At 68.6% G+C, this 24,155-nt stretch carries 22 protein-coding genes; 14 read left to right on the forward strand and 8 right to left on the reverse strand.

The window, feature by feature from the left end; genetic code table 11:
- The first annotated feature begins 266 nt into the window (after positions 1 to 266).
- The 5 genes from EH199_RS13550 (at position 267) to EH199_RS13570 (ending at position 6,519) form a co-directional block, all read left to right on the forward strand.
- A complete protein-coding gene (locus EH199_RS13550; RefSeq protein WP_124809832.1) occupies positions 267 to 1,232 on the forward strand; it encodes a tol-pal system YbgF family protein in 966 nt (321 codons plus the stop codon).
- A 7-nt stretch (positions 1,233 to 1,239) separates the two neighbouring features.
- Complete coding sequence (gene tilS, locus EH199_RS13555) at positions 1,240 to 2,178, forward strand: tRNA lysidine(34) synthetase TilS (protein ID WP_223806673.1); 939 nt, start codon at positions 1,240 to 1,242, stop codon at positions 2,176 to 2,178.
- Positions 2,179 to 2,297: 119 nt separating this feature from the next.
- A complete protein-coding gene (locus tag EH199_RS13560; RefSeq protein ID WP_124809834.1) occupies positions 2,298 to 3,257 on the forward strand; it encodes an SH3 domain-containing protein in 960 nt (319 codons plus the stop codon).
- A gap of 129 nt (positions 3,258 to 3,386) precedes the next feature.
- Positions 3,387 to 5,330: an ATP-dependent zinc metalloprotease FtsH gene (ftsH, locus tag EH199_RS13565; protein WP_124809835.1), complete on the forward strand. Its 1,944-nt coding sequence runs from the start codon at positions 3,387 to 3,389 to the stop codon at positions 5,328 to 5,330.
- Between the two features lie 208 nt (positions 5,331 to 5,538).
- Positions 5,539 to 6,519, forward strand: coding sequence for a quinone oxidoreductase (locus EH199_RS13570; RefSeq protein WP_124809836.1), 981 nt, complete (start codon positions 5,539 to 5,541; stop codon positions 6,517 to 6,519).
- A gap of 19 nt (positions 6,520 to 6,538) precedes the next feature.
- Here the strand turns inward: EH199_RS13570 and EH199_RS13575 are convergent, their stop codons facing one another.
- Positions 6,539 to 7,381, reverse strand: a complete 843-nt coding sequence (locus tag EH199_RS13575; protein ID WP_124809837.1) for a DUF3667 domain-containing protein — start codon at positions 7,379 to 7,381, stop codon at positions 6,539 to 6,541.
- A gap of 116 nt (positions 7,382 to 7,497) precedes the next feature.
- On the opposite strand from EH199_RS13575, the gene EH199_RS13580 reads away from it, so the two are divergent.
- From EH199_RS13580 to EH199_RS13615, 8 genes are all read left to right on the forward strand, one after another.
- On the forward strand, positions 7,498 to 7,884 hold the full coding sequence (locus EH199_RS13580; protein WP_124809838.1) for a hypothetical protein: 387 nt from the start codon (positions 7,498 to 7,500) through the stop codon (positions 7,882 to 7,884).
- Between the two features lie 121 nt (positions 7,885 to 8,005).
- Positions 8,006 to 9,604 carry a M23 family metallopeptidase gene (locus EH199_RS13585; RefSeq protein WP_223806665.1) on the forward strand — a complete coding sequence of 533 codons (1,599 nt, stop codon included), beginning with the start codon at positions 8,006 to 8,008 and terminating at the stop codon, positions 9,602 to 9,604.
- Positions 9,605 to 9,688: 84 nt separating this feature from the next.
- On the forward strand, positions 9,689 to 10,681 hold the full coding sequence (gene hemB / locus EH199_RS13590) for a porphobilinogen synthase (protein WP_124809839.1): 993 nt from the start codon (positions 9,689 to 9,691) through the stop codon (positions 10,679 to 10,681).
- The gene (locus tag EH199_RS13595; protein ID WP_124809840.1) at positions 10,674 to 11,240 is read left to right on the forward strand and encodes a GNAT family N-acetyltransferase; all 567 of its coding nucleotides are present in this window, start codon (positions 10,674 to 10,676) and stop codon (positions 11,238 to 11,240) included. The genes hemB and EH199_RS13595 overlap by 8 nt, the downstream gene beginning before the upstream one ends.
- Positions 11,237 to 11,761, forward strand: coding sequence for a GNAT family N-acetyltransferase (locus tag EH199_RS13600; RefSeq protein WP_124809841.1), 525 nt, complete (start codon positions 11,237 to 11,239; stop codon positions 11,759 to 11,761). Before EH199_RS13595 ends, EH199_RS13600 begins: the two co-directional genes overlap by 4 nt.
- A 16-nt stretch (positions 11,762 to 11,777) precedes the next feature.
- Positions 11,778 to 13,973 carry a spermidine synthase gene (locus tag EH199_RS13605; RefSeq protein WP_124809842.1) on the forward strand — a complete coding sequence of 732 codons (2,196 nt, stop codon included), beginning with the start codon at positions 11,778 to 11,780 and terminating at the stop codon, positions 13,971 to 13,973.
- Positions 13,974 to 13,978: 5 nt separating this feature from the next.
- Positions 13,979 to 14,563, forward strand: a complete 585-nt coding sequence (locus EH199_RS13610; protein ID WP_124809843.1) for a gamma carbonic anhydrase family protein — start codon at positions 13,979 to 13,981, stop codon at positions 14,561 to 14,563.
- On the forward strand, positions 14,544 to 14,825 hold the full coding sequence (locus tag EH199_RS13615) for a DUF167 domain-containing protein (RefSeq protein WP_124809844.1): 282 nt from the start codon (positions 14,544 to 14,546) through the stop codon (positions 14,823 to 14,825). The genes EH199_RS13610 and EH199_RS13615 overlap by 20 nt, the downstream gene beginning before the upstream one ends.
- A gap of 15 nt (positions 14,826 to 14,840) precedes the next feature.
- Here EH199_RS13615 and EH199_RS13620 read toward each other — a convergent pair whose 3' ends face one another.
- From EH199_RS13620 to EH199_RS13630, 3 genes are all read right to left on the reverse strand, one after another.
- Positions 14,841 to 15,740 carry a YdiY family protein gene (locus EH199_RS13620; RefSeq protein ID WP_124809845.1) on the reverse strand — a complete coding sequence of 300 codons (900 nt, stop codon included), beginning with the start codon at positions 15,738 to 15,740 and terminating at the stop codon, positions 14,841 to 14,843.
- Between the two features lie 106 nt (positions 15,741 to 15,846).
- Entirely contained in the window at positions 15,847 to 16,305 is a 459-nt protein-coding gene (locus EH199_RS13625) for an Lrp/AsnC family transcriptional regulator (RefSeq protein WP_124809846.1), read from the reverse strand.
- Between the two features lie 32 nt (positions 16,306 to 16,337).
- Positions 16,338 to 17,366, reverse strand: a complete 1,029-nt coding sequence (locus EH199_RS13630; protein ID WP_223806666.1) for a cyanophycinase — start codon at positions 17,364 to 17,366, stop codon at positions 16,338 to 16,340.
- Between the two features lie 184 nt (positions 17,367 to 17,550).
- Between EH199_RS13630 and EH199_RS13635 the strand changes: the two genes are divergently transcribed.
- Positions 17,551 to 20,358: a TonB-dependent siderophore receptor gene (locus EH199_RS13635; RefSeq protein ID WP_124809847.1), complete on the forward strand. Its 2,808-nt coding sequence runs from the start codon at positions 17,551 to 17,553 to the stop codon at positions 20,356 to 20,358.
- 66 nt (positions 20,359 to 20,424) lie between these two features.
- On the opposite strand, the gene EH199_RS13640 is transcribed toward EH199_RS13635, so the two are convergent.
- From EH199_RS13640 to EH199_RS13655, 4 genes are all read right to left on the reverse strand, one after another.
- Positions 20,425 to 21,063, reverse strand: a complete 639-nt coding sequence (locus EH199_RS13640) for a YoaK family protein (protein ID WP_124809848.1) — start codon at positions 21,061 to 21,063, stop codon at positions 20,425 to 20,427.
- 25 nt (positions 21,064 to 21,088) lie between these two features.
- Positions 21,089 to 21,865: a hypothetical protein gene (locus tag EH199_RS13645; RefSeq protein ID WP_124809849.1), complete on the reverse strand. Its 777-nt coding sequence runs from the start codon at positions 21,863 to 21,865 to the stop codon at positions 21,089 to 21,091.
- Between the two features lie 89 nt (positions 21,866 to 21,954).
- Positions 21,955 to 22,371 (reverse strand): group II truncated hemoglobin, encoded by a 417-nt coding sequence (locus EH199_RS13650; protein ID WP_124809850.1) that lies wholly within the window; start codon positions 22,369 to 22,371, stop codon positions 21,955 to 21,957.
- 109 nt (positions 22,372 to 22,480) lie between these two features.
- Positions 22,481 to 24,145 carry a cisplatin damage response ATP-dependent DNA ligase gene (locus EH199_RS13655; RefSeq protein WP_124809851.1) on the reverse strand — a complete coding sequence of 555 codons (1,665 nt, stop codon included), beginning with the start codon at positions 24,143 to 24,145 and terminating at the stop codon, positions 22,481 to 22,483.
- Positions 24,146 to 24,155 lie beyond the last annotated feature (10 nt).

Genomic DNA, 24,155 nt, shown 5'->3' on the forward strand with positions numbered 1-24,155 from the left:
CGCGCCCTGCGGCGGGCAATGGCCGGGCGGAGCGCGCGGCGCCCGCCGCGATCGTGCCGGCCGAAACGCCGGCCGCCGCTGCCGCGTCTTCGGCGGCGTTACCCACCCCTTGATTGCGCGGACCCGCTCGACTTCGAGAGCGGCCTGAGGCAACACGCGATAACGGCGGGCCGCGTTCTGGCGGCGTGACGCCATCCGCAGGGGGTTGTTGCGCGTGACGCGCGCGTTTTCCCGGCATGTGGCCGGGCGGACAGACGGGAGTGACGATGAAGACGAAGTTCCGCAGCCGTGGTTCGCTGGTGGCGCTGGCCTTGCTCGCGATGGCCACCGTGGCGCCAAGCCTCGCCGTCGCGCAGGCGCAGGAAACCGTCGAGAACCGCCTGAAGCGCGTCGAGACGGAATTGCGCGCGGTGCAGCGCAAGGTGTTCCCCGATGGCGCGGGCAAGACCTTCGCGCCTGAAATCACCGCCGCCACCACGCCCGCCCCCGCTGCCGTCGGCACGCCCGCCGCCGGCGCGGTGACGGACCTGCTCAGCCGCATGGACGCGGTGGAGCAGCAGTTGCAGCGCCTGACCGCCCAGACCGAGGAAAACCAGAACCGGATGGGCAAGCTGGAAGCGCGCCTGACCGCGCTGGAGCCGGCCCCCGCACCCAGCCCGGCACCGGAAGCGGCCGCGTCGACGCCGGCAACGCCGGCAGGCGCGGTTACCCTCCCGCCGGTGACGACAAAGCCCGCCGCCAAGCCGGCCGCCACGCCCGCTCCTGCGGCCACCCCGACGCAGGCGACTCCGTCGGCCGATCGCGTCGCGGCGGTACGGGCGATCGAAAAGCCCAAGTCCAACGATGCGGGCGAGGACGAATACCTTTACGGCTATCGCCTGTGGGAAGCGAAGTTCTATCCGGAAGCGGCGCAGCAGCTGCAGAAGGTGGTGGACCAATATCCGCGTCACAAGCGGATCAGCTATGCCCGCAATCTGCTCGGCCGCGCGTGGCTGGACGATGGCAAGCCGGGCACGGCGGCGCAGTTCTTCCTGCAGAACTACCTGGCCGACAAGAAGGGCGATCGCGCGTCTGACAGCCTGCTCTACCTGGGCGTGGCGATGACGCGGATCAAGGATACCAAGCGGGCCTGCGGCGCGTTCCAGGAATTCCGCGCGACCTATCCGCAGGATGTCGAAGGCCGGCTCAAGACGCAGTACGAGGCCGCCACGCGGGGGGTGAAGTGCGATTGACGCGGCGCTGACCCGCTTTTCGGGCGTCTGGGAGCGGCTCTGGCCCGAGGCGACGCCCGTCGGGCTCGCGGTTTCGGGCGGGCCGGACAGCGTTGCCCTGATGCTGCTGGCCAGCGCGGTGCTGCCGGGGCGTTTCGCGGTCGCTACCGTCGATCACGGCCTGCGCGCCGAAAGTGCGGGCGAAGCCGGGATGGTCGCACGGCTGTGCCGGGAACGCGGCGTCGCCCATTGCACGATCACCCTGGCGCTGCCGGGCGGCGCGGGGGTGCAGGCACGGGCGCGGACGGCGCGCTATGCCGCGCTGGGGGACTGGCTGCGGGCTGAGGGGCTGGGCGCGCTGGTCACCGCGCACCATGCCGACGATCAGGCCGAAACCTTCGTCATGCGGCTGAACCGGGGGGCGGGCGTGCGCGGCCTGGCCGGGATGCGCGCGCGGGCGGCGGTGCCGGGCCATCCGGACGTGCCCCTGCTGCGGCCCCTGCTCGGCTGGCGCCGGGTGGAGCTTGCCACGCTGGTCGCTGCCGCCGGAATCACGCCCGCCGATGATCCCTCGAACCGCGACCCCCGCTTCGAACGGGTGCGCGTGCGCGCTGCCCTGGCCTCGGGCGGCGGGCTGGACGTCGACGGGCTGATCGACAGCATGGCGCATCTGGCTGATGCCGACGCGGCTATCGAATGGATGGCGGAGCGCGCCTTCGCCACCGCGCGGCGGGATGCGGACGGTCTGGTCTGGACGATGGCGGTCCCGCGCGCGGTGGCCCTGCGCGTGCTGGAACGGATCGTCGCGGAACTGGGCGCGGGGCAGCCGCGCGGACCGGAACTGGCTCGCTGGCACGATGCGCTGGAAGCAGGGGGAATCGCCACGCTGGCCGGCGTGCGCGGTGAAGGCCGGGGCGCGGAGTGTCGCTTCACCCGCGCCGCGCCCCATCGCGGCGGGGATAAATGACTCTCCCGCAAGGAGAATTGCCTTTCCGATGCGTCGGAGAGTAATCTGCGTCACAGCATCGGCTGGTCTGCTTCGTCCATGAACCGGCCATGTTGCGATTTCCGATTCGGGGGCCTTCGATGAACAAGCTTATTCCGTCCGTTGTCCTGCTGTCGTTGCTGACAACGCCCGCCTACGCCGAGCCGAAGCAGGCCAAGCCGTCCAATGCCGAGCAGCTTCAGCGGCAGGCGGCGAACGACGTGCCGCATTGCGCGCGCAAGCTGGGCACGATCTCGATCGTCGATGGCGATGATCCCTATGGCTGGACGCAGTACAACCTGGCGCCGCCGCAGAAGCTGCTGAAAGTGATCGTGCAGCGTTCGGGCTGCTTCAACCTGGTCGATCGCGGCACCGGGTTGAGCGCGGCGCAGCGCGAGCGCGACATCGGCGCCAACCTGGGCCACCAGCGCGGATCGAACGTCGGCCAGAACCAGATCCGCGCGGCGGATTACGTGCTGGTCGCCGAAGTGCAGGGCGCCAACCGCAATTCGCAGGGCAGCGGCGCGGCAGGCGCGGTCGGCGGCCTGTTCGGCGGAGCGGTCGGCGGCTTGCTGGGCGGCATCAAGAGCCGGAAGCTGGAAGCCAATACGGTGCTGTCGGTCACCAATGTCCGCACCACCGAAACCATCGCCACGGTCGAAGGCTATGCGGCGAAGAACGACATCAGCTTCGGTGCCGGCGGTGGCTTCTTCGGCGGCGTGGGCGCGGGCGTGGTCGGCGGCGGGTACGACAACACCGATATCGGCCGGATCGTCACGCTGGCGTTCATCGATGCCTACAGCAAGCTGGTGACCGAACTGGGCGGCGTCCAGGCCGGGTCAGCGGGAACGGCCGAGGCCGCGCCGACGCGCAGCTTCACCGCGTTTGCTCCGGTCACGATGCGGCGCACGCCGGCGGCGGCGGGCGCGGTCGTCCGCACGCTTCCCCCCGGCTCGATCGTGTTCCCCACCGGCAACAAGCAGGGCCTGTGGTGGGAAGTGGCCGACGAGAACGACAACGTGGGCTGGGTGCTGAACACCAAGCTGCAGCCTTCGCAGTAAGCCGGGCGACGAAGGGCGGGCAGGCGACTACCGGAAATTCGGACCTTCGGTTATATTGCTATTCACCCTCGCGCTCCTACATTGACGGGAGCGCAGGCGGGACGAGTCCGCCCATTCGAAGGCATTGCGATGAACGACGACCAGCCGCAGGGTAATCCGTGGATCAAGAGCCTCCTTGTCTGGGGCGGCATTTTCCTGGCGCTCCTGCTCGTGGTGTCGATGTTCGGCGCGCGGACCGACAGCGGCGGCACGCTGATCCGCTATTCCGATTTCCGCGCGCGTGTGGCCGAAGGCGCGGTGCGCGAGGTGCAGATCGGGCAGGACCGCATCACCGGTACGCTCAAGAACGACCAGCAGTTCGCGACCATCCCGGTTCCGGGCGACAACGACCTGCCCAAGCTGCTGCAGGACAACGGCGTGCAATACGCCGGCAAGGCGCAGGAAGAACCCAACCTGCTGCTCTATATCCTGGCCCAGTCGCTGCCGTTCCTGCTGATCCTGGGCGTGGCGTTCTTCGCGCTGCGCCAGGTGCAGAAGGGCGGCGGATCGGGCGCGATGGGCTTCGGCAAGTCCAAGGCCAAGATGCTGACCGAGCGTTCGGGCCGGGTCACCTTCGATGACGTGGCCGGCATCGACGAGGCGCGCGAGGAACTGCAGGAAATCGTCGAATTCCTGCGCGACCCCAGCCGCTTTTCCAAGCTCGGTGGCCAGATTCCCAAGGGCGCGCTGCTGGTCGGCTCGCCCGGCACGGGCAAGACCCTGCTGGCGCGCGCGATCGCGGGCGAGGCGGGCGTGCCCTTCTTCACCATTTCCGGTTCGGACTTCGTCGAGATGTTCGTCGGCGTCGGCGCCAGCCGCGTGCGCGACATGTTCGAACAGGCCAAGAAGAACGCGCCGTGCATCGTCTTCATCGACGAAATCGACGCCGTCGGCCGCCATCGCGGCCATGGCCTCGGCAATTCGAACGACGAGCGCGAACAGACGCTGAACCAGCTTCTGGTCGAGATGGACGGGTTCGAGGCCAACGAGGGCATCATCATCATCGCTGCCACCAACCGGCCCGACGTGCTCGATCCGGCGCTGCTGCGCCCCGGCCGTTTCGACCGGCAGGTTGTGGTGCCGATCCCCGATATCGAAGGCCGCGAGAAGATTCTCTCGGTTCACATGAAGAAGGTGCCGCTGGCGCCCGACGTCAACGCCCGCGTGATCGCGCGCGGCACGCCCGGTTTCTCGGGCGCGGACCTCGCCAACCTCGTCAACGAGGCGGCGTTGCTGGCCGCGCGGCGCAACAAGCGCCTGGTCGCCATGCAGGAATTCGAGGACGCCAAGGACAAGGTCATGATGGGCGCCGAGCGCCGCAGCATGGTCATGACCGACGACGAGAAGAAGATGACCGCCTATCACGAGGCCGGCCACGCCATCGTCTCGGTCAACGAGCCGGCCAGCGACCCGATCCACAAGGCCACGATCATCCCGCGCGGCCGTGCGCTGGGCATGGTCATGCGCCTGCCCGAGCGCGATTCGTACTCGTACCACCGCGACAAGATGCACGCGAACCTCTCGGTCTCGATGGGCGGCCGCGTGGCCGAGGAGATCATCTTCGGCTACGACAAGGTCTCCTCGGGTGCCTCTTCGGACATCCAGTACGCCACGTCGCTGGCGCGCAGCATGGTCACCAAGTGGGGCATGTCGGACAAGCTGGGACCGCTGCAGTACGAAGACAGCCAGGAAGGCTATCTCGGCATGGGGGGCACGCAGCGCACGATGATGTCGGACGAGACCAACAAGCTGATCGACAGCGAAATTCGGGGTCTGGTCGATGGCGCACATGCCCGCGCGGTCGATATTCTCAAGACCAACGAGGAAAAGCTCCACCTGCTCGCCAACGCGCTGCTCGAATACGAGACGCTGACCGGCGACGAGATCAAGGTGCTGCTCGAAACCGGCAAGATCGACCGGCCCGATGCGCCCGCCGGCAGCTATCGCCCGGTCGCCTCGCAAGGATCGGCCGTGCCGCGCGCGGGCCGCCGCTTCTCGGGCGGCGGTGCGGGGGCGCAGCCGCAGGGGGCGTGAAGGCGGATACGCCGTCCCGTTCTCGCGGCCTTGGGTCCGACGACCAACCCTCCGTTCGTCCTGAGCCTGTCGAAGGACGCGCGCGGCGCTTGCCCGGCGCACGGTAAACCGCGTCAAGATCGAACCGTATCGCGCGTCCTTCGACAAGCTCAGGATGAGCGGGATCTGCTCAATCCAGTCCTTCCCTTCCCATGGTGAGGCCCGTTCCATGACCCAGACCACCCAAGCGATCGTGATCCGCGCCTATGGCGGCCCCGAGGCCCTGGTGCTGGAGGAGGTGCCGCTGCCGGCCCCCGGTCCGGGCGAACTGCTGGTCCGGCAGACCGCCGCCGGCGTGAACTTCCACGATATCTACGTCCGTTCGGGATCGTACCGCACGCTGGCGCTGCCCGGCGTTCCGGGGCTGGAAGGCGTGGGCGTGGTCGAGGCCCTGGGCGAGGGCGTGACCGGTTTCGCGCCTGGCGACCGCGTGGCCTATATCGAGCGCAAGTACGGCGGCTATGCCCGCGCCCGCGTGGTCGATGCCGCGCTGGCGGTGCCCGTGCCCGATGGCGTGGACGATGCCGTGGCGGCGGCGTGGTATCTCAAAGGGCTGACCGCGCAGGCCCTGGTCGCCGATGTCCATCCCGTGTCGCCCGGCGCGAACGTGCTGGTGCAGGCGGCGGGCGGCGGCGTGGGCCAGCTGGTCGCGCGCATGGCGAAGTTGCGCGGCGCAACTGTGATCGGCACCGCGGGTTCGCCGGAGAAGGTCGCGCTGGCCGAGGTCGCCGGCTGCGACGCGGTGATCCGCTATCGCGAGGAGGACGTGGTCGCCCGCGTGATGGAGCTGACCGGCGGTGCGGGCGTGGAAGTGGCCTACGACGCGGTGGGCAAGGATACGTTCGACGGATCGCTGGCGGTGCTGGCAACGCGCGGGCACCTGGTCAATTACGGGCAGGCTTCGGGCACTATCCCGCCGCTCGACATTTCCCGGCTTGGCGCGAAGTCGCTCTCGCTGACGCGGCCGTTCCTCTGGGCCTATGTCGGCACGCGCGAGAAGCTGGTCGCGGCATCGGCCGCGCTGTTCGATGCCATGGCTTCGGGCGCGCTGCCGCTGGCGATCGGCGGGCGCTTCCCGCTGGCGCGCGCCGCCGATGCCCATGCCGCGCTGGAAGCGCGCGGGATCGGGCCTTACGTGCTGGATTGCTGACGCCGCGCTGCGGAAAGGCTCAGGCGCCGGTTTCGGCCAGAACGAACAGGGCGAACAGCGCCAGCGCGGCAAAGGCGACGATGCCGAGCGCCAGCGTGCGCCACAGCGCGCCGAACCGCGAAACGCCATAGGCTCCGCGCACCTGCCGGTAGAGGTGGAGCGGCGGCACCAATAGTGCCACGATTGCCAGCCCCGGCAGATGCGCCAGACTGGCCAGCATCAGCACCGTGGCCAGAATGGTCATGAAACTGATCGAATAAGTCACGAACACGGTGTGATCGTACAGATAGAAGCGCCGGCTGAACGGAAACAGCAGCCACACGAACGGCACCGAGATCGGGATCAGCAGCCAGCTGTACTTGTAGGCGTACGTCTGCACCTTGTAGAGCGCTAGGCCGGGGTTGGCCTTGAACTTCTGCAGAGCGTGATCGATCACCGGCACGTCGCTGGAAACGGAGTTGATCTCGCCGTTGCCGACGACCTGCGCCTTGCCGTCGGCGTCGATCTTCGTCTGTGGCGTGATTTCTCCGGCGGTCTGCTTCATCACCGCGAACATCAGGAACACGGCGAACAGGAACAGCGCCAGCGGGGAGACGAAGCGCGCGCGCTCCCCCGCGACATAGCGGCGGGTGAGATCGCCTGGCCGCCACGCCAGCATCGGCAGCGTGCGCCAGATCCTGCCCTCGAAATGAAACACGCCGTGCAGCAGATCGTGAAAGAACGCGCCCAGCGTGCGGTGGACGTGCGCCGCCTGCCCGCAGGCGTGGCAATGGCTGCCGACCAGCGTCGTTCCGCAGTTCAGGCACGCGGTTTCGTGGGTATGGCCATCGTCCGCCGCGCTTGCCGGCACTTTCTCGTTCATGCTGCCCCCGTCGTTGCGTGAAGGAATAGCCAAGTCCCGCGCGAGTGACTACCGTCCGCGCCGTCGATTTGCGCCGAACCCGATGAGGCGGCCGCTCAAGGAAAGGGACGGGAGCCATGAAGCCTATCGCCATTGCCGCCACAGCCGGCATGCTGAGCCTTGCCATGCCCGTGGCGGCCGCGCCGGGCGACATGACCGTGGCCACGTTTCTGGCCAAGGCCGATGCGCTGCGCTCCAGGGGGCCGCTGGCGCTGATGTCGTCGGACTATTCGCTGCTCAAGGGCGAAGTGACCGGGGCCGCGCAGGCCTATCGCTCGCGCCTGCGCGGGGAACAGGCCGCCGGCCGCCCCAGCAGTTGCCCGCCCGCCGGCCGCGCGCCGTTCAACAGCGATGACGTGATCGGCCAGATGCGGACCTACCCCGTCGGCGCGCGCGGCCAGACCACGGTGGCGACGGCGGTGGCCGACCTGTTCCGCAACCGGTATCCCTGCCCTGCCAGATAATCCGCCGCCGGTGATCCGCGCCCGACGAGAGTTTAACGCGGTATTTACCTTGAGGGTGCAGGGCTGAGGCGAGCTTTCCCGGCGGATCATCGCGGCCGGGCGCAGGAAAGGAGCAGCCGGAGTGTTCGGTCCGCGCGAGGGATTGGCCGGATCGGGGAGCGTGGTGTTCGGCCGCGCGCGCCCGCTTGCGCCTGCCGCGTCCGCGCCGGTTTCCGCCCCGGTCACGACCCCCGAGCAAGCGCGCGCGCCGGTTCGGCCGATTTCCTCCCGCCCGCCGTCGCCGCCGCGCTTTCCGGGCCTTGCCCGGCGCTGGGCCGATCTGTGCCGGCGCGTGGAGCACTGGAGCCGCGCGCACGACCTGACGCCGGATCTGGCCGAGGATATCGGCAGCGCCCGCTGGTTTCGCGGGCTGGGCACGATGCTGGGGCTGGCTTGCGCCGCGCTGCTGTTCTGGCCGAGCTTCGCGCCGCTGTCGGCCGCGCCGCTGGTCCCGCTTGACGATACCGCGCGCGCCGAATTCCGAGCGCAGGCGATCCGTCCGTTCGCCGCCGGCGCGGGCAATGGCCGCCATTTCGCCGCGACCGACGCGGTCATTCGCCTCGATTCCGCACCCGAACGCCCGGTGATCCAGCTGGCCGCGACTCTGGGCGAAAGCGACACGCTGGGCCGGATGCTGCAGCGCGCGGGCGTGGCCACGGGCGACGCCGACCGCGTCGCCGCGCTGGTGGCCGACGCGGCCGGAACGGCGGCGATCGCCCCGGGCACGCGCTTCGACATCACGCTGGGGCCGCGCGCCGGCCCGTCCGAGCCGCGCCCGCTGCAGGCGATCGGCTTCCGTCCGCGCTTCGATCTGGCGCTGGCCATCCGCCGCGAAGGCGCCGGGCTGGTGCTGGCGAAGATGCCGATCGCGGTGGACAGCAGCCCCTTGCGCATCCGCGGGATCGTGGGGACCAGCCTCTACCGTTCGGCCCGCGCCGCCGGCGCGCCGCCCAGCACGGTGCAGGATTACCTGCGCACGATCGACCAGTATCTTGCGTTCGAGGATATCGCGCCCACCGACGAATTCGACCTTGTCTTCACCGACCGGCGCACCGCCGACGGGCAAAGCCAGCCGGGCGACCTGATCTATGCCGGGGTGACGCGCGACGGCAAGCCGCGCGTGCAATTGCTGCGCTGGGGGCCGGACGGCGGCTTTCTCTCGCTCGATGGCATGACCGGCGGGGAATCCAGCGATTCCGCCATGCTCGGCGCCCCTGTCGCGGGGCGGATCACCTCGGGCTACGGCCTGCGCCGCCATCCGATCCTGGGCTTTACCCGGATGCACGCCGGCATCGACTTCGGCGCCGCCTGGGGATCGCCGGTCTACGCCGTAACCGATGGCACGGTGAGCTATGCCGGCTGGCACGGCGGCCACGGCAACTACGTGCGGCTGGAACATGGCGGCGGCATCGGCACCGGCTATGGCCACATGAGCCGCATCGCGGTTTCGCCGGGGATGCAGGTCCGGCGCGGGCAGGTGATCGGCTATGTCGGCTCCAGCGGCCTTTCGACCGGCCCGCACCTGCACTACGAACTCTATCGCAACGGCCAGACGGTCGATCCGATGTCGGTCCGCTTCATGGTCCGTCGCCAGGCGGTCGATGCCGGCCAGCTCGCCGCCTACAAGGCCCGGCTGCGGCAGGTTCTGGCGCTGAAGCCGGGTCTCTCCCGCGCCCACTAGAGCCGGTGGGGAGCGGGTAGGGCAATTCGTCCCGGCCTGTCGCTACCCATTGCGCCGGCGCGCGAAAGTCCTAGGAAGGCTGGCATGACCAGCTATCCCCTGACCCGCCTGCGCCGCACCCGCGCCACCGCCTGGAGCCGCGCGCTGCACCGTGAAGTGCTCGTGACTCCGGCCGACCTGATCTGGCCGCTGTTCGTGGCCGAAGGCACGGGCGTGGAAGACCCGATCGGCGCGCTGCCCGGCGTTTCGCGCTGGTCGGTGGACGGCATCGTCGCGCGGGCGAAGGAAGCGGTGGCGCTGGGCATTCCCTGCCTGGCGCTGTTTCCCTACACCCAGCCCGAACGCCGCAGCGCGGACGGGGGCGAGGCGCTCAATCCCGACAACCTGATGTGCCGCGCCACGCGCGCGATCAAGGATGCCTGCGGCGATGCGATCGGCGTGCTCACCGATGTCGCGCTCGATCCCTATACCAGCCATGGGCAGGACGGGCTGATCGATGGCGAAGGCTATGTCCTCAACGATGCCACGGTCGAGGTGCTGGTGGGACAGAGCCTGAACCAGGCGGCGGCCGGCGCGGACATCATCGCCCCGTCCGACATGATGGACGGGCGCATCGGCGCGATCCGGCAGGCGCTGGAGGATGCCGGGCACATCAACGTGCAGATCATGTCCTACGCCGCCAAATATGCTTCGGCCTTCTATGGCCCGTTCCGCGATGCGGTCGGCTCGCGCGGTCTGCTCAAGGGCGACAAGAAGACCTACCAGATGGACCCTGGCAACGCCGAGGAAGCGCTGCGCGAGGTGGAGATGGATCTGGCCGAGGGTGCGGACACGGTGATGGTCAAGCCGGGTCTGCCCTATCTCGATATCGCCGTGCGCGTGAAGGAAGCCTTCGGCGTGCCGGTCTTCGCCTACCAGGTCTCGGGCGAATACGCGATGATCGAGGCGGCGGTGGCGGCCGGCGCGGCGGACCGTGACGCCATGGTGCTGGAGACCCTGCTGTCCTTCAAGCGCGCGGGCTGTTCGGGCGTGCTGACCTACCACGCAGCTCATGCCGCGCGGCTACTGAATGGCTGAATTCCGGATCGAAACGCCCCGGCTTGTCCTGCGCGACTGGCGCGGGGAAGACTGGCCGCCGTTCTTCGCGGGAACCAACACGCCAGCGGTCATGCGCTGGCTGGGCGGCGTGATGGATCAGGCGGCCGAGGATGGGGCGCGGGAGCGGCTGGAAGGTTACGCGCGCACGCACGGCCACACGTTCTGGGCGGTGGAGCGCAAGGCTGACCGCGCCATCCTGGGGTTCTGCGGGTTGAAGAAGTGCAACCAGGCGGGCGGGCCGCTGGGGGACTTCGAAATCGGCTGGCGCCTGCGCGAGGATGCCTGGGGGCAAGGCTTTGCGCGTGAAGCGGCCGAGGCTGCCATGACAGCCGGGTTCGAGCATTTCGGCGCGCCGCATATCGTTGCCCTGACGGTCGACGGCAATGCCGCAAGCTGGGGCCTGATGCGCCGGCTGGGCATGGAGCGCCGCGCCGACCTGGATTTCGCCAATGCCGATTTCGATCCGGTGAGCGGGCGAATCATCGTTTATTCGATCACGCGCGCGCAATGGGATGCGCGATCCGGGCGCGGCGGGTGATCGAAACCGAACGGCTGGTGCTGCGGCGGTGGCAGGCCGACGATGCGGCGTGGCACAATGCCTTGTGCAACGATCCGCGCGTGCGCGCCACGCTTGGCGCCGCGCCGACTCTTGCGGATTCAGCGGACGTGATCGTGCGTCAGAACGGCTGTCAGGAAAGCCACGGGTTCTGCTTCTGGGCTCTTGAACCGCGCACGCTTGGCCACATGGCTGGCTGGTGCGGCCTGAAGCCCGGAACACCGCCGATCGAGGGGGAAACGGAGATCGGCTGGACCATCGCGCCGGATTTGTGGGGGCAGGGCCTGGCGCGCGAAGCGGCCGAAGCGGTGCTGGCCTGGGCTTGGCGCAATACCGCGCGCCCATCGATCGTCGCGATCACGACGCCCGGCAATACGCGCAGCCGGGCTCTGATGGAAAGGATCGGGATGCGGTATGATCCCGAGCGGGATTTCGATCATCCCGCGCTATCGGCTGACGACCCCTTGCGCGGTCACGTTCTCTACCGCATCCAGCGCCCCTGATCGCGCGGGAGGAACAATGACGGATCGAGCCAGCCGGACGCGCTTCGTCATCACCATTCTGGTCGGCAGCTTCCTGCTGTTCCTGGTGCAGCCGATGGTGGCGCGCGCCGCGTTGCCGCGCCTGGGCGGCGCGCCGAACGTGTGGAACAGCGCGATGCTGGTCTATCAGGCGCTGCTGCTGGGCGGCTATGCCTATGCCCACTGGCTGGGGCGGTTCCCGATCCGCCGGCAGGCCGCGATCCACCTCGCGCTGCTGGCGCTGGCCGCGATGACGCTGCCGGTGCGGCTGGCCGATCTGCCGCCGCCCGCGCGGGGGTGGGAGCCGCTGTGGGTGCCCGCCCTGTTCGCGGTCTCGATCGGGCCGGTGTTCTTCCTCGTGTCCGCGCAAGCGCCGCTGATGCAGCGCTGGTTCGCCGCCGATCCCGCCGCCGGCAACCCTTACGCGCTCTACGCCGCGTCCAATCTCGGCAGCTTCGCCGGGCTGATCTGCTATCCGCTGCTGGTGGAGCCGCTGCTGCCGCTGAAGGCGCAGGGCTGGGGCTGGAGCGCGGGCTACCTGCTGCTGATCGCGCTGGTCGCGGCTTGCGCCGCCGTGCGACGGGGCGCGGCCGGTGCGCCGGGCGTGGCCGTACTGGTGGGCGATTCGGTGCCGGCGGGACGCGTGGCGCTATGGCTGGCGCTGGCCGCCGTGCCTTCGGGGCTGATGCTCTCGACCACCACCTTCCTCACCACCGACATCTTCGCGATGCCGCTGCTGTGGGTGATCCCGCTGGGGCTGTACCTGCTGAGCTTCAGCATCGCGTTCGCGGAGAGCCGCGCGCTGGCCGGCGCGATCCTGCGCGCCGCACCGCTGGTGGTGGTGCTGGCGGGCGGGATGGCGGTCAGCTCGCGCTCTTCGGGCACCATGGCGCAGGCCGGCGCGGCCGTGGCGCTGCTGTTCGTGGTGGCGGTCGCGCTCCACACCCGGCTCTATGCGCTGCGCCCCGCGCCGGAACGCCTGACCTTCTTCTATCTGGTCATGAGCGCGGGCGGCGCGCTGGGCGGGGTGTTCTGCGCGCTGATCGCGCCGCTGGTGTTCGATTGGGTGTGGGAGCATCCGCTGCTGGTGCTGGCCGCCGCCGCGCTGCTGCCCCGGGTGGCGCTGCTCGACTGGTCCGGCATCGAGGACATTCCCCCGCGCGTGCGGCAGGGCGGGGTGCTGGTGGTGGTGATCGTGGCCTTCGCGCTGGGCTGGTCGATGAGCGGCCTCGATCCCCGGCGCGATGCCCTGCTGGTGCTGATGGCCGCGCTGGCGATCGCCGCCTGCGGGGTGATCGTGTTCGCGCGGCGCTGGGCTTTCGTGCTGGTGCTGCTGGCGATGATGCTGGGGCGCGGGGCGGAGGAAACGCTCGACCGCAGCCTGTCGGGCAACCGCACGCGCAGCTATTTCGGCATCTACACGATCACCGAAAGCGCGCGCCGGCACGAACGCTATCTCACCCACGGCACCACGCTGCACGGCACGCAATATACCGACGCCGCGCGCCGGCTGCGCCCGACGTCGTACTACGGGCCAACCTCGGGCGTCGCATTGGCGCTCACCGCCGCCGGCGATCATGCGCGCGTGGGCGTGGTCGGCCTGGGGACGGCGACGCTCGCCTGCTACAAGCGGCCGGGGCAGCGCTGGACCTTCTTCGAGATCGATCCGGCGGTGGTGGCGCTGTCGCGGCCGCAGCACCGCTTCACCTTCCTCGATTCCTGCGCGCCCGATGCCGCGATCCGGATCGGCGATGCCCGCCTGGAACTGGCGAAGATGCCGCCGGGCAGCTTCGACGTGCTGGTGGTGGACGCGTTCTCGTCGGATTCGATCCCGCTCCACCTGCTCACGCGCGAGGCGCTGGCGGTCTATGGCCGCGTGCTCGCGCCCGATGGCGTGCTGATCCTGCATATTTCCAACCGCTATCTCGATCTGCGGCCCGTCGTGGCGGGCATCGCCCGCGCGCAGGGCTGGATGGCATGGTTGCGCGATGACAGCGGCCGGCATAGCGACGGATTCACCCCGTCGTACTGGGTCGCGCTCGCGCCCGATCGCGCGCGGCTGGAGCGGCTGGCCGTGCGCCGGCCGGATCTGCCGTGGACGCCGCTGCACGCGCCGCCGGGCGACGAACCGTGGCAGGATGACTATGCCTCGATCCTGCCGCATATCCGCTGGGACAATCTGCTGGGAGTGTGATGGAAATGACTGCCGATCCGCGCGCGCGTTACCCCGATGCGACGATCCTTCCGCTCGACGGGAAGGTGCCACGCATCCACGAAACCGCCTTCGTCGCGCCCGGGTGCCGGATCATCGGCGATGTCGAGATCGGGCCGGAAGCGTCGATCTGGTACAATTGCGTGCTGCGCGGTGATGTGAACGCCATCCGCATCGGCGCGCGCAGCAATATCCAGGACGGCACCGTGATCCATTGCGACAGCCCCGATCCGCGCCATCCCGCCGGCTTTCCGACGATCATCGGCGATGACGTGCTGGTGGGCCACATGGCGATGATCCACGGCTGCGTGCTGGAGGACCGCGCCTTCGTGGGGCTGGGCGCGATCGTGATGAACGGCGCGCACGTCGAAAGCGACGGGATGCTCGCCGCCGGCGCCATGCTCACGCTAGGCAAGCGCATCGGCGCGCGCCAGCTCTGGGGCGGCCGCCCCGCCGCGTTCATGCGCGATCTGACCGAAGCGGCGCTGGCGGAGATGCAGCTGGGCGTGGCGCACTATGTCCGCAACGGCCAGCGCCACAAGGCGGCGCTCGATGGCGCGGCCCAGGGTTGATCTGCCGCCGCCGGCGGCCTTGCGCGCGCTGGCGGATGCCGAACGGCGGCTGGCGGTGCGCGTCACGCCGGGGGCGAAGAGCGAAGGTATCGCCATCGCGGACGGGCGCGTGCTGGTGAAAGTGCGCGCCAAGCCGGAGGACGGCAAGGCGACGGGCGCGGTGATCGATCTGGTCGCGGTGGCGCTGGGCGTCGCCGCTTCCAAAGTTGAGCTGTTGCGCGGCGCAACTTCGCGCGAGAAGCTGCTGCGTATTCCGGATTGATCCGGCCGCCCGCGCTCAGAAGCCGTAAACCAGCGTGAAGCGGGTAATCGTGTCCAGCGTCTTGTAGGTATCGGGCGGATTGCTGTTGTAAGTCACCTGATAGGACGTGCGCGCGGAAAGGGCGCCGTTCAGCCGGGCGCTGAGCGAGGTGAGCGAGGTGACGTTGGTATTCTGCGCGCCGGTCAACGCGCTGGCGTCCTCGGTCAGCGAGACCGCGCGCGAAAGCTTCCATTTGGCATTGACCGCGCCCAGCCCGGTGACGACGCTTTCGAGCGGCTGGCTGATATAGCGGGTCTTGCGCCAGGCAGGGCCGGCCTTCACGTCCACGGTGAAACCGGAATCCGCGATCAGGCGATAGCCGATGCCCCCCGAAACGGCGGTGCGCGTGGAAAAGCCGGCGAACCGGTCGCGTTCGTACTGGGTCAGGCCGAACAGGAACAGGCGGTCGTTGAAGCGGTAGTCGGGCTCGAACGCCAGCAACAGCTGGTTGCGGCTGGTCTGCCCGTTGGTGCGCTGGTAATCGACCTGGCTGCGCAGGCCCAGCCGCCAGTGCAGGCCTTCCCGCTTCAGCGCCAGCCCGGCGCTGATGCCCACCGTCTCGGCATTGCCGGAGGATTGCGAGGCGCCGAACTGGCCTTCGCCCTTCCAGCCCTGGAACATCGCCATCTGCGCCAGCCGTTCCTTCTGGGCTTCGGCCGTGCGCGCGCGGTGGGCATCCACCGCCGCCTCCACCTCGCCCGCGCCGGCCGGATCGGTCTTTTTCAGGAACTTGGCGACGGTGTCGATCTCGGCATCGCTGCCCGATTCGATCGTCTTGTCCAGCAGCGCGCGGTATTGCGGCGCCAGCTGCGCGTGGGCCGTGCCTGCCGTCAGGGCCAGGATGCCCGCCAACGGAAGAAACGGTACGCGCGTCATCGGAACACCTCGGGAATGCAGGGCAGGCTGGTGGTCGTGATACAGAAGGATCGCGGCCCGACCAACCCCGCTTCCGGCCTGGCAGCCGTCTTTCCGCCGCGCGCGATCATCGTTCCAGCTTGGTCGCCAGGATCACCGATGTGGTCGTGCGCTCCACGCCTTCGAGCAGGCCGATATCGTCGATCAGTTCGTTGAGCTGGGCGTTGTCCTCGGTCTCCAGCATGGCGATCACGTCGTATTCGCCGCTGATGGCGTGGATCGCCTGCACGCTCGCCAGCCGGCCCAGCGCCTGTTCCACCTCGCGGTGGAAGCGGGGCATCGTCTTGATCATGATGTGCGCGCGCACGCGCCGGCCGACGAAGGCCGCGCCGAGCCGTACGGTATAGCCCGCCACGATCCCGGCATCCTCCAGCCGCGACAGCCGCGAATAGATCTGCCCGCGCGAGATGCCCAGCGCCTTGGCCAGATGCGCGATGCTCTGGCGGGCATCCTCGCGCAGCAGCGCCAGCAGCCGCTCGTCGATGTCATCGAGCGAAAGGGAATGGCCGGGCAAGGTCAGCGACATGGCCGAAATGGTCCTCCACCGCTGCCGGGCTATCAGGGCGCCGCAGTTTCGCCCGTGATCTTCCCGTCGGCAACGGCATAATTCCGGATGAACGAGGGGCGGTCAACGGTGCCCGCCGGCAGGTGCAGCACAGACTGGTGATCGATGCCCGTCACGCGGATGCGTGGCGCGTTGAGCGGGCCTTGCCGGGGCAGGCCGCGCAGCGTCGATCCATCGACCAGCCAGGCGCCGCCATCGGGCGCGGTGGCATAGATGCGCGCGGTGCCGTCGGGCTCCACCGCCAGCGAGGCGCTTTCGTCGACGCCGACGCCGATCATCGCCGGGGCATCGGCGGGGCGGTCCGCCTGCGCCTTGGCCAGGAAGGCGAACAGCCGGCCCAGCCGGTCGCGCTCCTTGAAGTGGGTATCGGTGACCACGCCTTTCAGCAGCGACAGGTGCAGGAAATCGCTTTCGATGGTGTTGGCAGGGCCGAACGGATCGGCCATCGCCTCGGGGCTGGTGATGCTGCCGCCGTCCATCGCGCCATAGAGCTTCTCGCCCAGCATGGCGAGGCCGGCGCTGGTGCCGGCCAGCGGCTTGCCCGCGGCGACATGCGCGTCGAGCAGCTCGCCCACGGGCGTCCCGCGCCAGTAGCGCACGTAGTTGGACTGGTCGCCGCCCGCGATGAAGATGCCGTCCGCCCGCTTCAGCGCGGCAAGCACCCGGGGATCGCTGGAGGCCGCCCGATCCGTGAAAACGAACGTCTCGGCCGACTGGATGCCGCCGATATCCTTGTAGAATTCCTTGCCGACCTGCCCGGCCTGCGAGGCGCGCAGGATCACGATGTGCCCGTGCCCGGCCTTGGCGAAGAACCAGTGCATCGCGTCGTGGTTGCGGTCGCCCCCGCCCATCAGCAGCAGCCCGCCGGACACCGGATCGGGCGTGGCGCTGGTGAGCGTGCCGATCTGGTAGTGGCGGTAGCCCTGCGCCTTCGCCAGCGCGGGGGCGGAAGGCGCGATGACGGCCAGGGACAGGCTCGACAGCGCGAGCGCGAACATTCGCGACAGGAAGGATAGACGCACCGGAAACTCCTGAAAACAACCGGACTGGGGCATTCTTGTTACATTTTGGCCGCAATGGCTGACAATATGATGTGCCAGAAAGGCAATGTGATTGCCATTTCTTTTCAATTCTGTTCGGAACGTATCGAACGGCAGGTGCGGGGGCACCGGAAGTTTATGCCGTTGCGCATTGAAGGGGTGACGCATGAAACAGACTGGACGCCGCGTATTCCGCAACCTGCTGGGGTTGGGATGCTCGCTCACCGTTCTCGCCGGACCGGCCTTTGGACAGACGGCGGCGGGCGGTGAAGGCACGGACGATGCCGCGCCGGAGATCACCGTCACCGGATCGCGCATCCCGCGGCTGGACATCGAAGGCCCGGCGCCGATCACCGTGGTCGATTCGAATACGATCCGCGCCAACGGCTATGCCAGCGTGCCGGACATCCTGCGCGCGCTGACGCAGAACGGCGGCGAAACGCAGAGCCAGCAATCGTTCAGCGGCGCCAGCTTCACCCCCGGCGCGCAGCAGGTGGACTTGCGCGGGCTGGGTCCGAATCACACGCTGGTGCTGGTCAACGGCCGCCGCATCGCCGACTTTCCGCTGCCATTCCAGGGCCGCAGCAACTTTACCGACGTCTCCAACATCCCGGTCAGCATGATTGACCGGATCGAAGTGCTCAGCGGCAGCGCTTCGGCGATCTACGGGTCGGATGCCATCGCCGGCGTCATCAACTTCACGCTCAAGAAGAAGCTCGACGGCCTGACGCTCGATTACCGGCGCGGCGTGACCGAGCACGGCGGCGGGGATTCGCACCGCGTCACCGCCAGCGGCGGCTGGTCGAGCGGGCGGTTCCATATCGTCGGCGGCATCGAATACCTGTTGCAGCGCCCGCTCTGGCAATATCAGCGCGGCATTCAGGACAGCACGGCCGACAACCCGACGACCGCGCAGCCGCTCGCCCGGCGCACCTTCCTGCGCTACGATCCGGACGCGGACGAATATGTCGATCCCGGCGCGGCGACCTGCGCGTCGCTCGGCCGTCTCAACCAGGGTTCGACCTATTACGCATCGCGGCCTCGCTATGGCGCCTATGACGATGCGCTGGGAGATTACGGCCCCGGCTATTTCTGCGGCAGCAACACCTCGGTCGCCTACGGCACGATCATTTCCCGGCGCGAAGGGTTCAACAGCTACGCTTCGGCGGGTTACGAGCTGTCGGACAATGCCGAGCTGTTCGTCGACGCGCAGTTCGGCATCAGCAAGGTTTCGCTGGTGCGCGACGTGCTGCAATGGTCGTTCCAGCCCAGCTCGGGCAGCAGCGACACCACCTTCTACAACAGCTTCGACAACCGGCTGGATGACTGGTCGCGCCAGTTCACCCCCGAGGAATCGGGCGGCCTGAACCGCGTGGAGACGCGCAATCGCCAGCAAACCTTCAGCATTACGCCGGGCATCAAGGGCAAGTTCGGCAAGTGGACCTACGAAGCCGCGTTCAACCACAGCGAATACAAGGCGCGCGTCGAATTCCCGCAGGTGATCGCGGCAAAGGCCAATGCCCTGTTCCTGGGGCAGCAGCAGGGCGTCGACGAAGACAGCGGCTATCCGGTCTTCAATGCCGATCCAGCCCGGCTCTACACGCCGCTGACGCAGTCCGAATACGACAGCATCACGGCCTACAGCGTCTATCATCCGAAAAGCTGGACCAACAATTTCTCGGCGACGATCAACACCACGGAGCTGTTCCGGTTGCCGGCCGGGCCGGTGGGTTTCGCCGCCGTGGCCGAGGCCGGCAAGCAGGGCTACGATCTGAAGCCCGATCCGCTGGCGCTGACCGACTACTATTACGCGCTCAAGGACAGCGACGGGAAGGGCAGCCGCACGCACTGGGCGCTGGGCGGCGAAGTGCGCGTGCCGGTCACCCACTTCCTCGAACTCTCGGGCGCGGGCCGCTACGATCACTTCGCTTTCGCGGGCAACGGCATCGGCAAGTTCACCTATAACGCCGGCGCCGAACTGCGGCCGATGCGATCGCTGCTGCTGCGCGCCTCGTATGGCACGGGCTTCCGCGCGCCGGACCTGCACTACGTTTTCACCGGGCCGGGCAATACCCATCCGAGCGCCACGGATTACTATCTGTGCCGCACCGAGGAGCCGGACGAGGCCATCGGCGATTGCTCCTATGCGGACGAGGGCATCGTCACGCAGCGCAGCGGCAACCGCCGGCTCAAGCCGGAAACCAGCAAATCGCTGGATCTGGGCATCGTCTGGGCGCCTTCGCGCCGGTTCGATGTCTCGGTCAGCTATTTCCGCGTCTCGATGGCCAACCAGGTTCAGGACCTGAGCACCGACCAGTTGCTGCGCGACGAGGCGGATTGCCGCATCGGACAGACGACATCGGGCAAGGCGGTCGACGTCAATTCGCCGACCTGCCTCGACGCGATCGCGCGCGTGCAGCGCTTCACCAGTGGCGTGCGCTCCGGCGAGCTCGATGCGGTTGCGGTCAACCCGATCAACATCGCGCACGAGAAGACCACCGGCATCGACGTGGCCGTCCATGGCAACCTGCCCACCAGCTTCGGCACGTTCTCGCTGGCGCTGGCGCATACCCATGTGTTCGATCACACGTTCCGCCAGTATCCGGGCGATCCCACGATCAACAAGCTGGCCTTCGACAGCGGCTACGACATTCCGCGCGACAAGAGCACGGCGAGCCTGACCTGGTCGATCCAGAAGCTGAAGTGGACGGTCGAAGGGCGCCGCCTGGGCAAGCTGCCCAATTACGATCAGGACGCCTTCATCAAGGCGAGCTACCTGTTCAACACCACGCTGCAGTACGATTTCACCGATCATCTGCGCGGGTCGCTGAGCGTGGTGAACCTGTTCGATACGAACCCGGTTCGCGATCCGACGTACGCCAGCTATCCCTATTACGACATCAGCTGGTTCGACAGCACCGGCCGCAGCGCCTTCCTCCAGCTCACCTGGAAGATCGGCGGCGGCGGTCTCTAATTCCGCCTTTGACGGCATCCATCCCGGTGACGCCGCGCGGACTTCGGTTCGCGCGGCGTTTTCGCGTCAGCTTTCCGCCGGCAATCGCAGCGCCACGCCGACCATCGCGGTGGCCCAGCAACCCGCGATCCACAGGCAGGCCATCGGCATCCGGTCCTGCGCCATCGCGCCCAGCACCGCGCCGCTCAGCAGGCCGCCCCACAGCGCCGCCCAGGAGAGCCAGCCCGTATCCTTGCGGCCGGCCAGCCATCCGGCCAGCCCCTGTCCCAGCTTGACCAGCGCGCCGGTCATGTAGGTGAGGCCGATCGCCACCTCGCCATCGCGCTGGAAGGTGTTGTTGATCGCGCCCATCGCCATCACCAGCGCGGCCAGCATCGCCACGGGCACGCCCAGCGCGCGCGCCGTGGCGCCGGCGAGCAGCAGCGCGGCGACGAGCGTCAGCACGGCGGGCTTGCGGTAGCGCCCCGCGCGGATCGACAGCAGCGCGCCGCTGGTCACGCCGGCCACGAAGCCGGCGATCAGGAACGCGGGCGTGACCGCGCGCACCACGTCGGTGCCGAGATCGACGCCGAGCCGCGTGGTGTTGCCCGACATGAACGAGACGAAATAGCCGTCGGCCGACAGGAAGCCGACCGCATCGACGAACCCCGCCATCGCGGCCAGCGCGATGGCGAAACGGCGGCGGGAACGGTCGTAGCGGATCATGCGCCGAACGTTAGGCGATAATGGCCTAGATCGGTACGCCGATAATGAACTTCACGATCACGCTGTCGGCATTGGCGCCATATCCCTTGCCCACGGCGGCGTTGAGGTCCCATTTGCCGATCTGTGCATCCACGGCGGCATAAGTGGAATGCTCGGTGTTCCCGAAGTGGCCGGGATCGCGCAGCGGGCCGACCTCGTTGTAGCTTTCCACGCCCACGGTGAGCGTGGGGGTCAGGCGGTATCCGGCCTTGGTGTCGATATCGAGCGTGATCGGTCCGGGGTTCGGCCCCGCGATCACGAAATCGAAGTTGCCGTTGGCGGCCAGCACCCAGTGATCGTTGCGCCAGCCGCCGATCAGCTTCAATTCGCCGTTCCAGGGATTCTGGTCGAGCCGGTGGCCGACTTTCCCCACTTCCAGATTCGCGCCCCAGAAGGCCCCGGTCGGCCCGTGCGGCGCGAGCCACTTGAGACGCAGCTTCACCCCCTGCACGCGCGCCACGCCATCGGGCGCCACGGTGGCCAGCGGCAGATAGGCGCCCAGCTCGAACTGGTCGGTCAGGCCCAGCGAGAATTCGGGCGTGATGCGCCAGCGGTGCAGCGGCGTTTCCGCACCGGGATAATCGGGCGTGCCGTTGCCGCGCACCACGTCGTTGACGTGAACGTCCAGCCCCACCGCGCCGGGCTGGTTCATCTCGTCCATGTAGACCTGGATTTCCTCGGGCGCGGCAAAGGCAGGCGTGGCCGGCAGCAGCAGCGCGGGCGCGAGAACGAGAACATACTTCAGGATAGACCGGAACGGCATGGCGTGGCTTTCGTCAGGGCCCCACGCGCCTCATAAGCGCGCGTCCCCTCACGAGGCAAGCAGACGTGGGTATAGGCCGGGAACGGCGTTCAGGCGCGCGCCATGCCCATCGCCATGCGCGTCAGCACGCCGATAAAGGCCTCGGCGATTTCGGTGTCCTGCGGCGCTGCGTCCTCCACGGCGCGGCGCATCGCCTCCGCCCACTGGCCCGCCGTTTGCCGGTCGATCGGGAAGGGTGCGTGCATCGACATCATGCACTTGCCGGGGTGGGCCTCGAACCAGTCGCGCGGGCCTCCCGCCCACCCGGCCAGGAACCCGGGCAGCGATTCGCGCATCGGCGCCAGGTCCGCCGCGTGCATCGCGCGCAGTTCGGCATAGGCGGGGTCCTGTTCCATCAGATCGTAGAACCGGTCGGTGATCCGGCGCAGCACGGCATGGCCGCCGATCCGTTCGAACGGCGTGGCGGGTTGGGAATGTTCCTGCGGCTGTTCGACGGCGGTGGCCAAGGCGTGAAACTCCGGACAGGGGTGTAGGTTCAAAATCCTGGAGCCTTGTCGCTACCAGCACGGCAGGCAAGGCGGTTTGATTCCGGTCAATTTCGCGCGGGAAACGTCTCTACCGCACCGGGTCCACGATCATTGCCTTCAGCGTGTCCAGCCGGTCGGCCTCGTGCGCGGGCTTGTCGGCGCGGATGCGGCTGATGCGCGGGAAGCGCATGGCGACGCCCGACTTGTGGCGCTTGGAAGCGTGGACGGAATCGAACGCCACTTCCAGCACCAGCGACCGGTCGGTTTCGCGTACCGGGCCGAAACGGTTGACCGTGTGCTGGCGGACGTGGCTGTCGAGCCATTTCAGCTCGGCATCGGTGAAGCCGAAATAGGCCTTGCCCACCGGCAGCAGATCGGCCCCCGCGTCGGGATCGCCGTCCCAGCAGCCGAACGTGAAGTCCGAATAGAACGAGGAGCGTTTGCCCGAACCGCGCTGGGCATACATCAGCACGCAATCGATCCGCAGCGGATCGCGCTTCCACTTGTACCACAGCCCCGTGCGCCGCCCCGCGACATAGGGTGAATCACGCCGCTTGAGCATGACCCCCTCGATCGCGTCCTCGCGCGGGCGGGCGCGCACGTCGGCGAGTTCGGCGAAGTCGCGCGCCGCGATCAGCGCGGAAAGGTCGAAACGCGCCGGATCGAGCCGGGGGAGGAAGGCTTCCAGCCGGGCGCGGCGGTCCGTCCAGGGCAGGTCGCGCAAGTCCTCGCCGCCGATCACCAGCGCGTCGTACAGCCGGACGAAGGCGGGGAAATCCTCCAGCATCCGCTTCGACACGGTCTTGCGTCCCAGCCGTTGCTGCAAGGCATTGAAGCTGGCCGCACCGCCGGTCTCGCCGCCCTGGTGCGCGCCGCGCACCAGCAGTTCGCCGTCCAGCACCGCCGGTTCACCCAGCGCGCCGGCCACTTCGGGAAAGGTGGCGGAAATGTCGTCACCGCCACGCGAATAGACGCGCGTCTCGCCGCCCAGATCGGTGGCGGCATGGACGATCTGCACGCGGATGCCGTCCCACTTCCATTCGGCGGCGAAGCTTTCAAGGTCGATGGCGGCCCCGTCCTCCAGCGGATGCGCCAGCATGAACGGGCGGAACAGCGGCCGGTCGTCGGTGCGCGGCGGTGGCGCGCCGTCCGCCGCCCAGGCGAAGAGCGGGCGGTAGGGCGGTTCCTGCCCGTGCCAGTATTCCTCCACCAGATCGACCGGCACGCCGAAGGCCTCGGCGAAGGCGACCTTGGCGAGCCGGGCGGAAATGCCGATCCGCATCGCACCGGTGGCCAGCTTGAGCAGGGCGTAGCGGCCGTTGGCGTCAAGGCGGTCGAGCAGGCCGGCCAGCGCGGCCGGCGCGGTGGAGCGGCTGGTTGCCCGCAGGATTTCAACAGCTTCCGAGACGCCGGGCGCGGGCATGACGTCATGATCGGGGCCAGAATGATCGGGAGCAGAATGATCGGGGCCAGAATGATCGGGGGCAGGCCACAGCAGGCTGGCGGCTTCCGCGGTATCGCCCACGTAATCGCGCGACAGCGTCCACAGCACGGGATCGACGCGCTCCGCCATCAGCGCGCGGATCGTGCCGGCCTTGACCGCGGGGAAATCCAGGCCGTCGGTCAGCGCGGCCAGCGCCCAGCCGCGATCGGGATCGGGCGTTTCGCGCAGGTAGCGCGCGATCAGCGCCAGCTTGGCGTTGCGCGACCGGGTGAACACCAGCGCGTCGAGCAGGGCGGCGAAGCGCTCCACTAGGATGTGC

The sequence above is a fragment of the Novosphingobium sp. LASN5T genome, from assembly GCF_003856955.1.
GTDB lineage: Bacteria > Pseudomonadota > Alphaproteobacteria > Sphingomonadales > Sphingomonadaceae > Novosphingobium.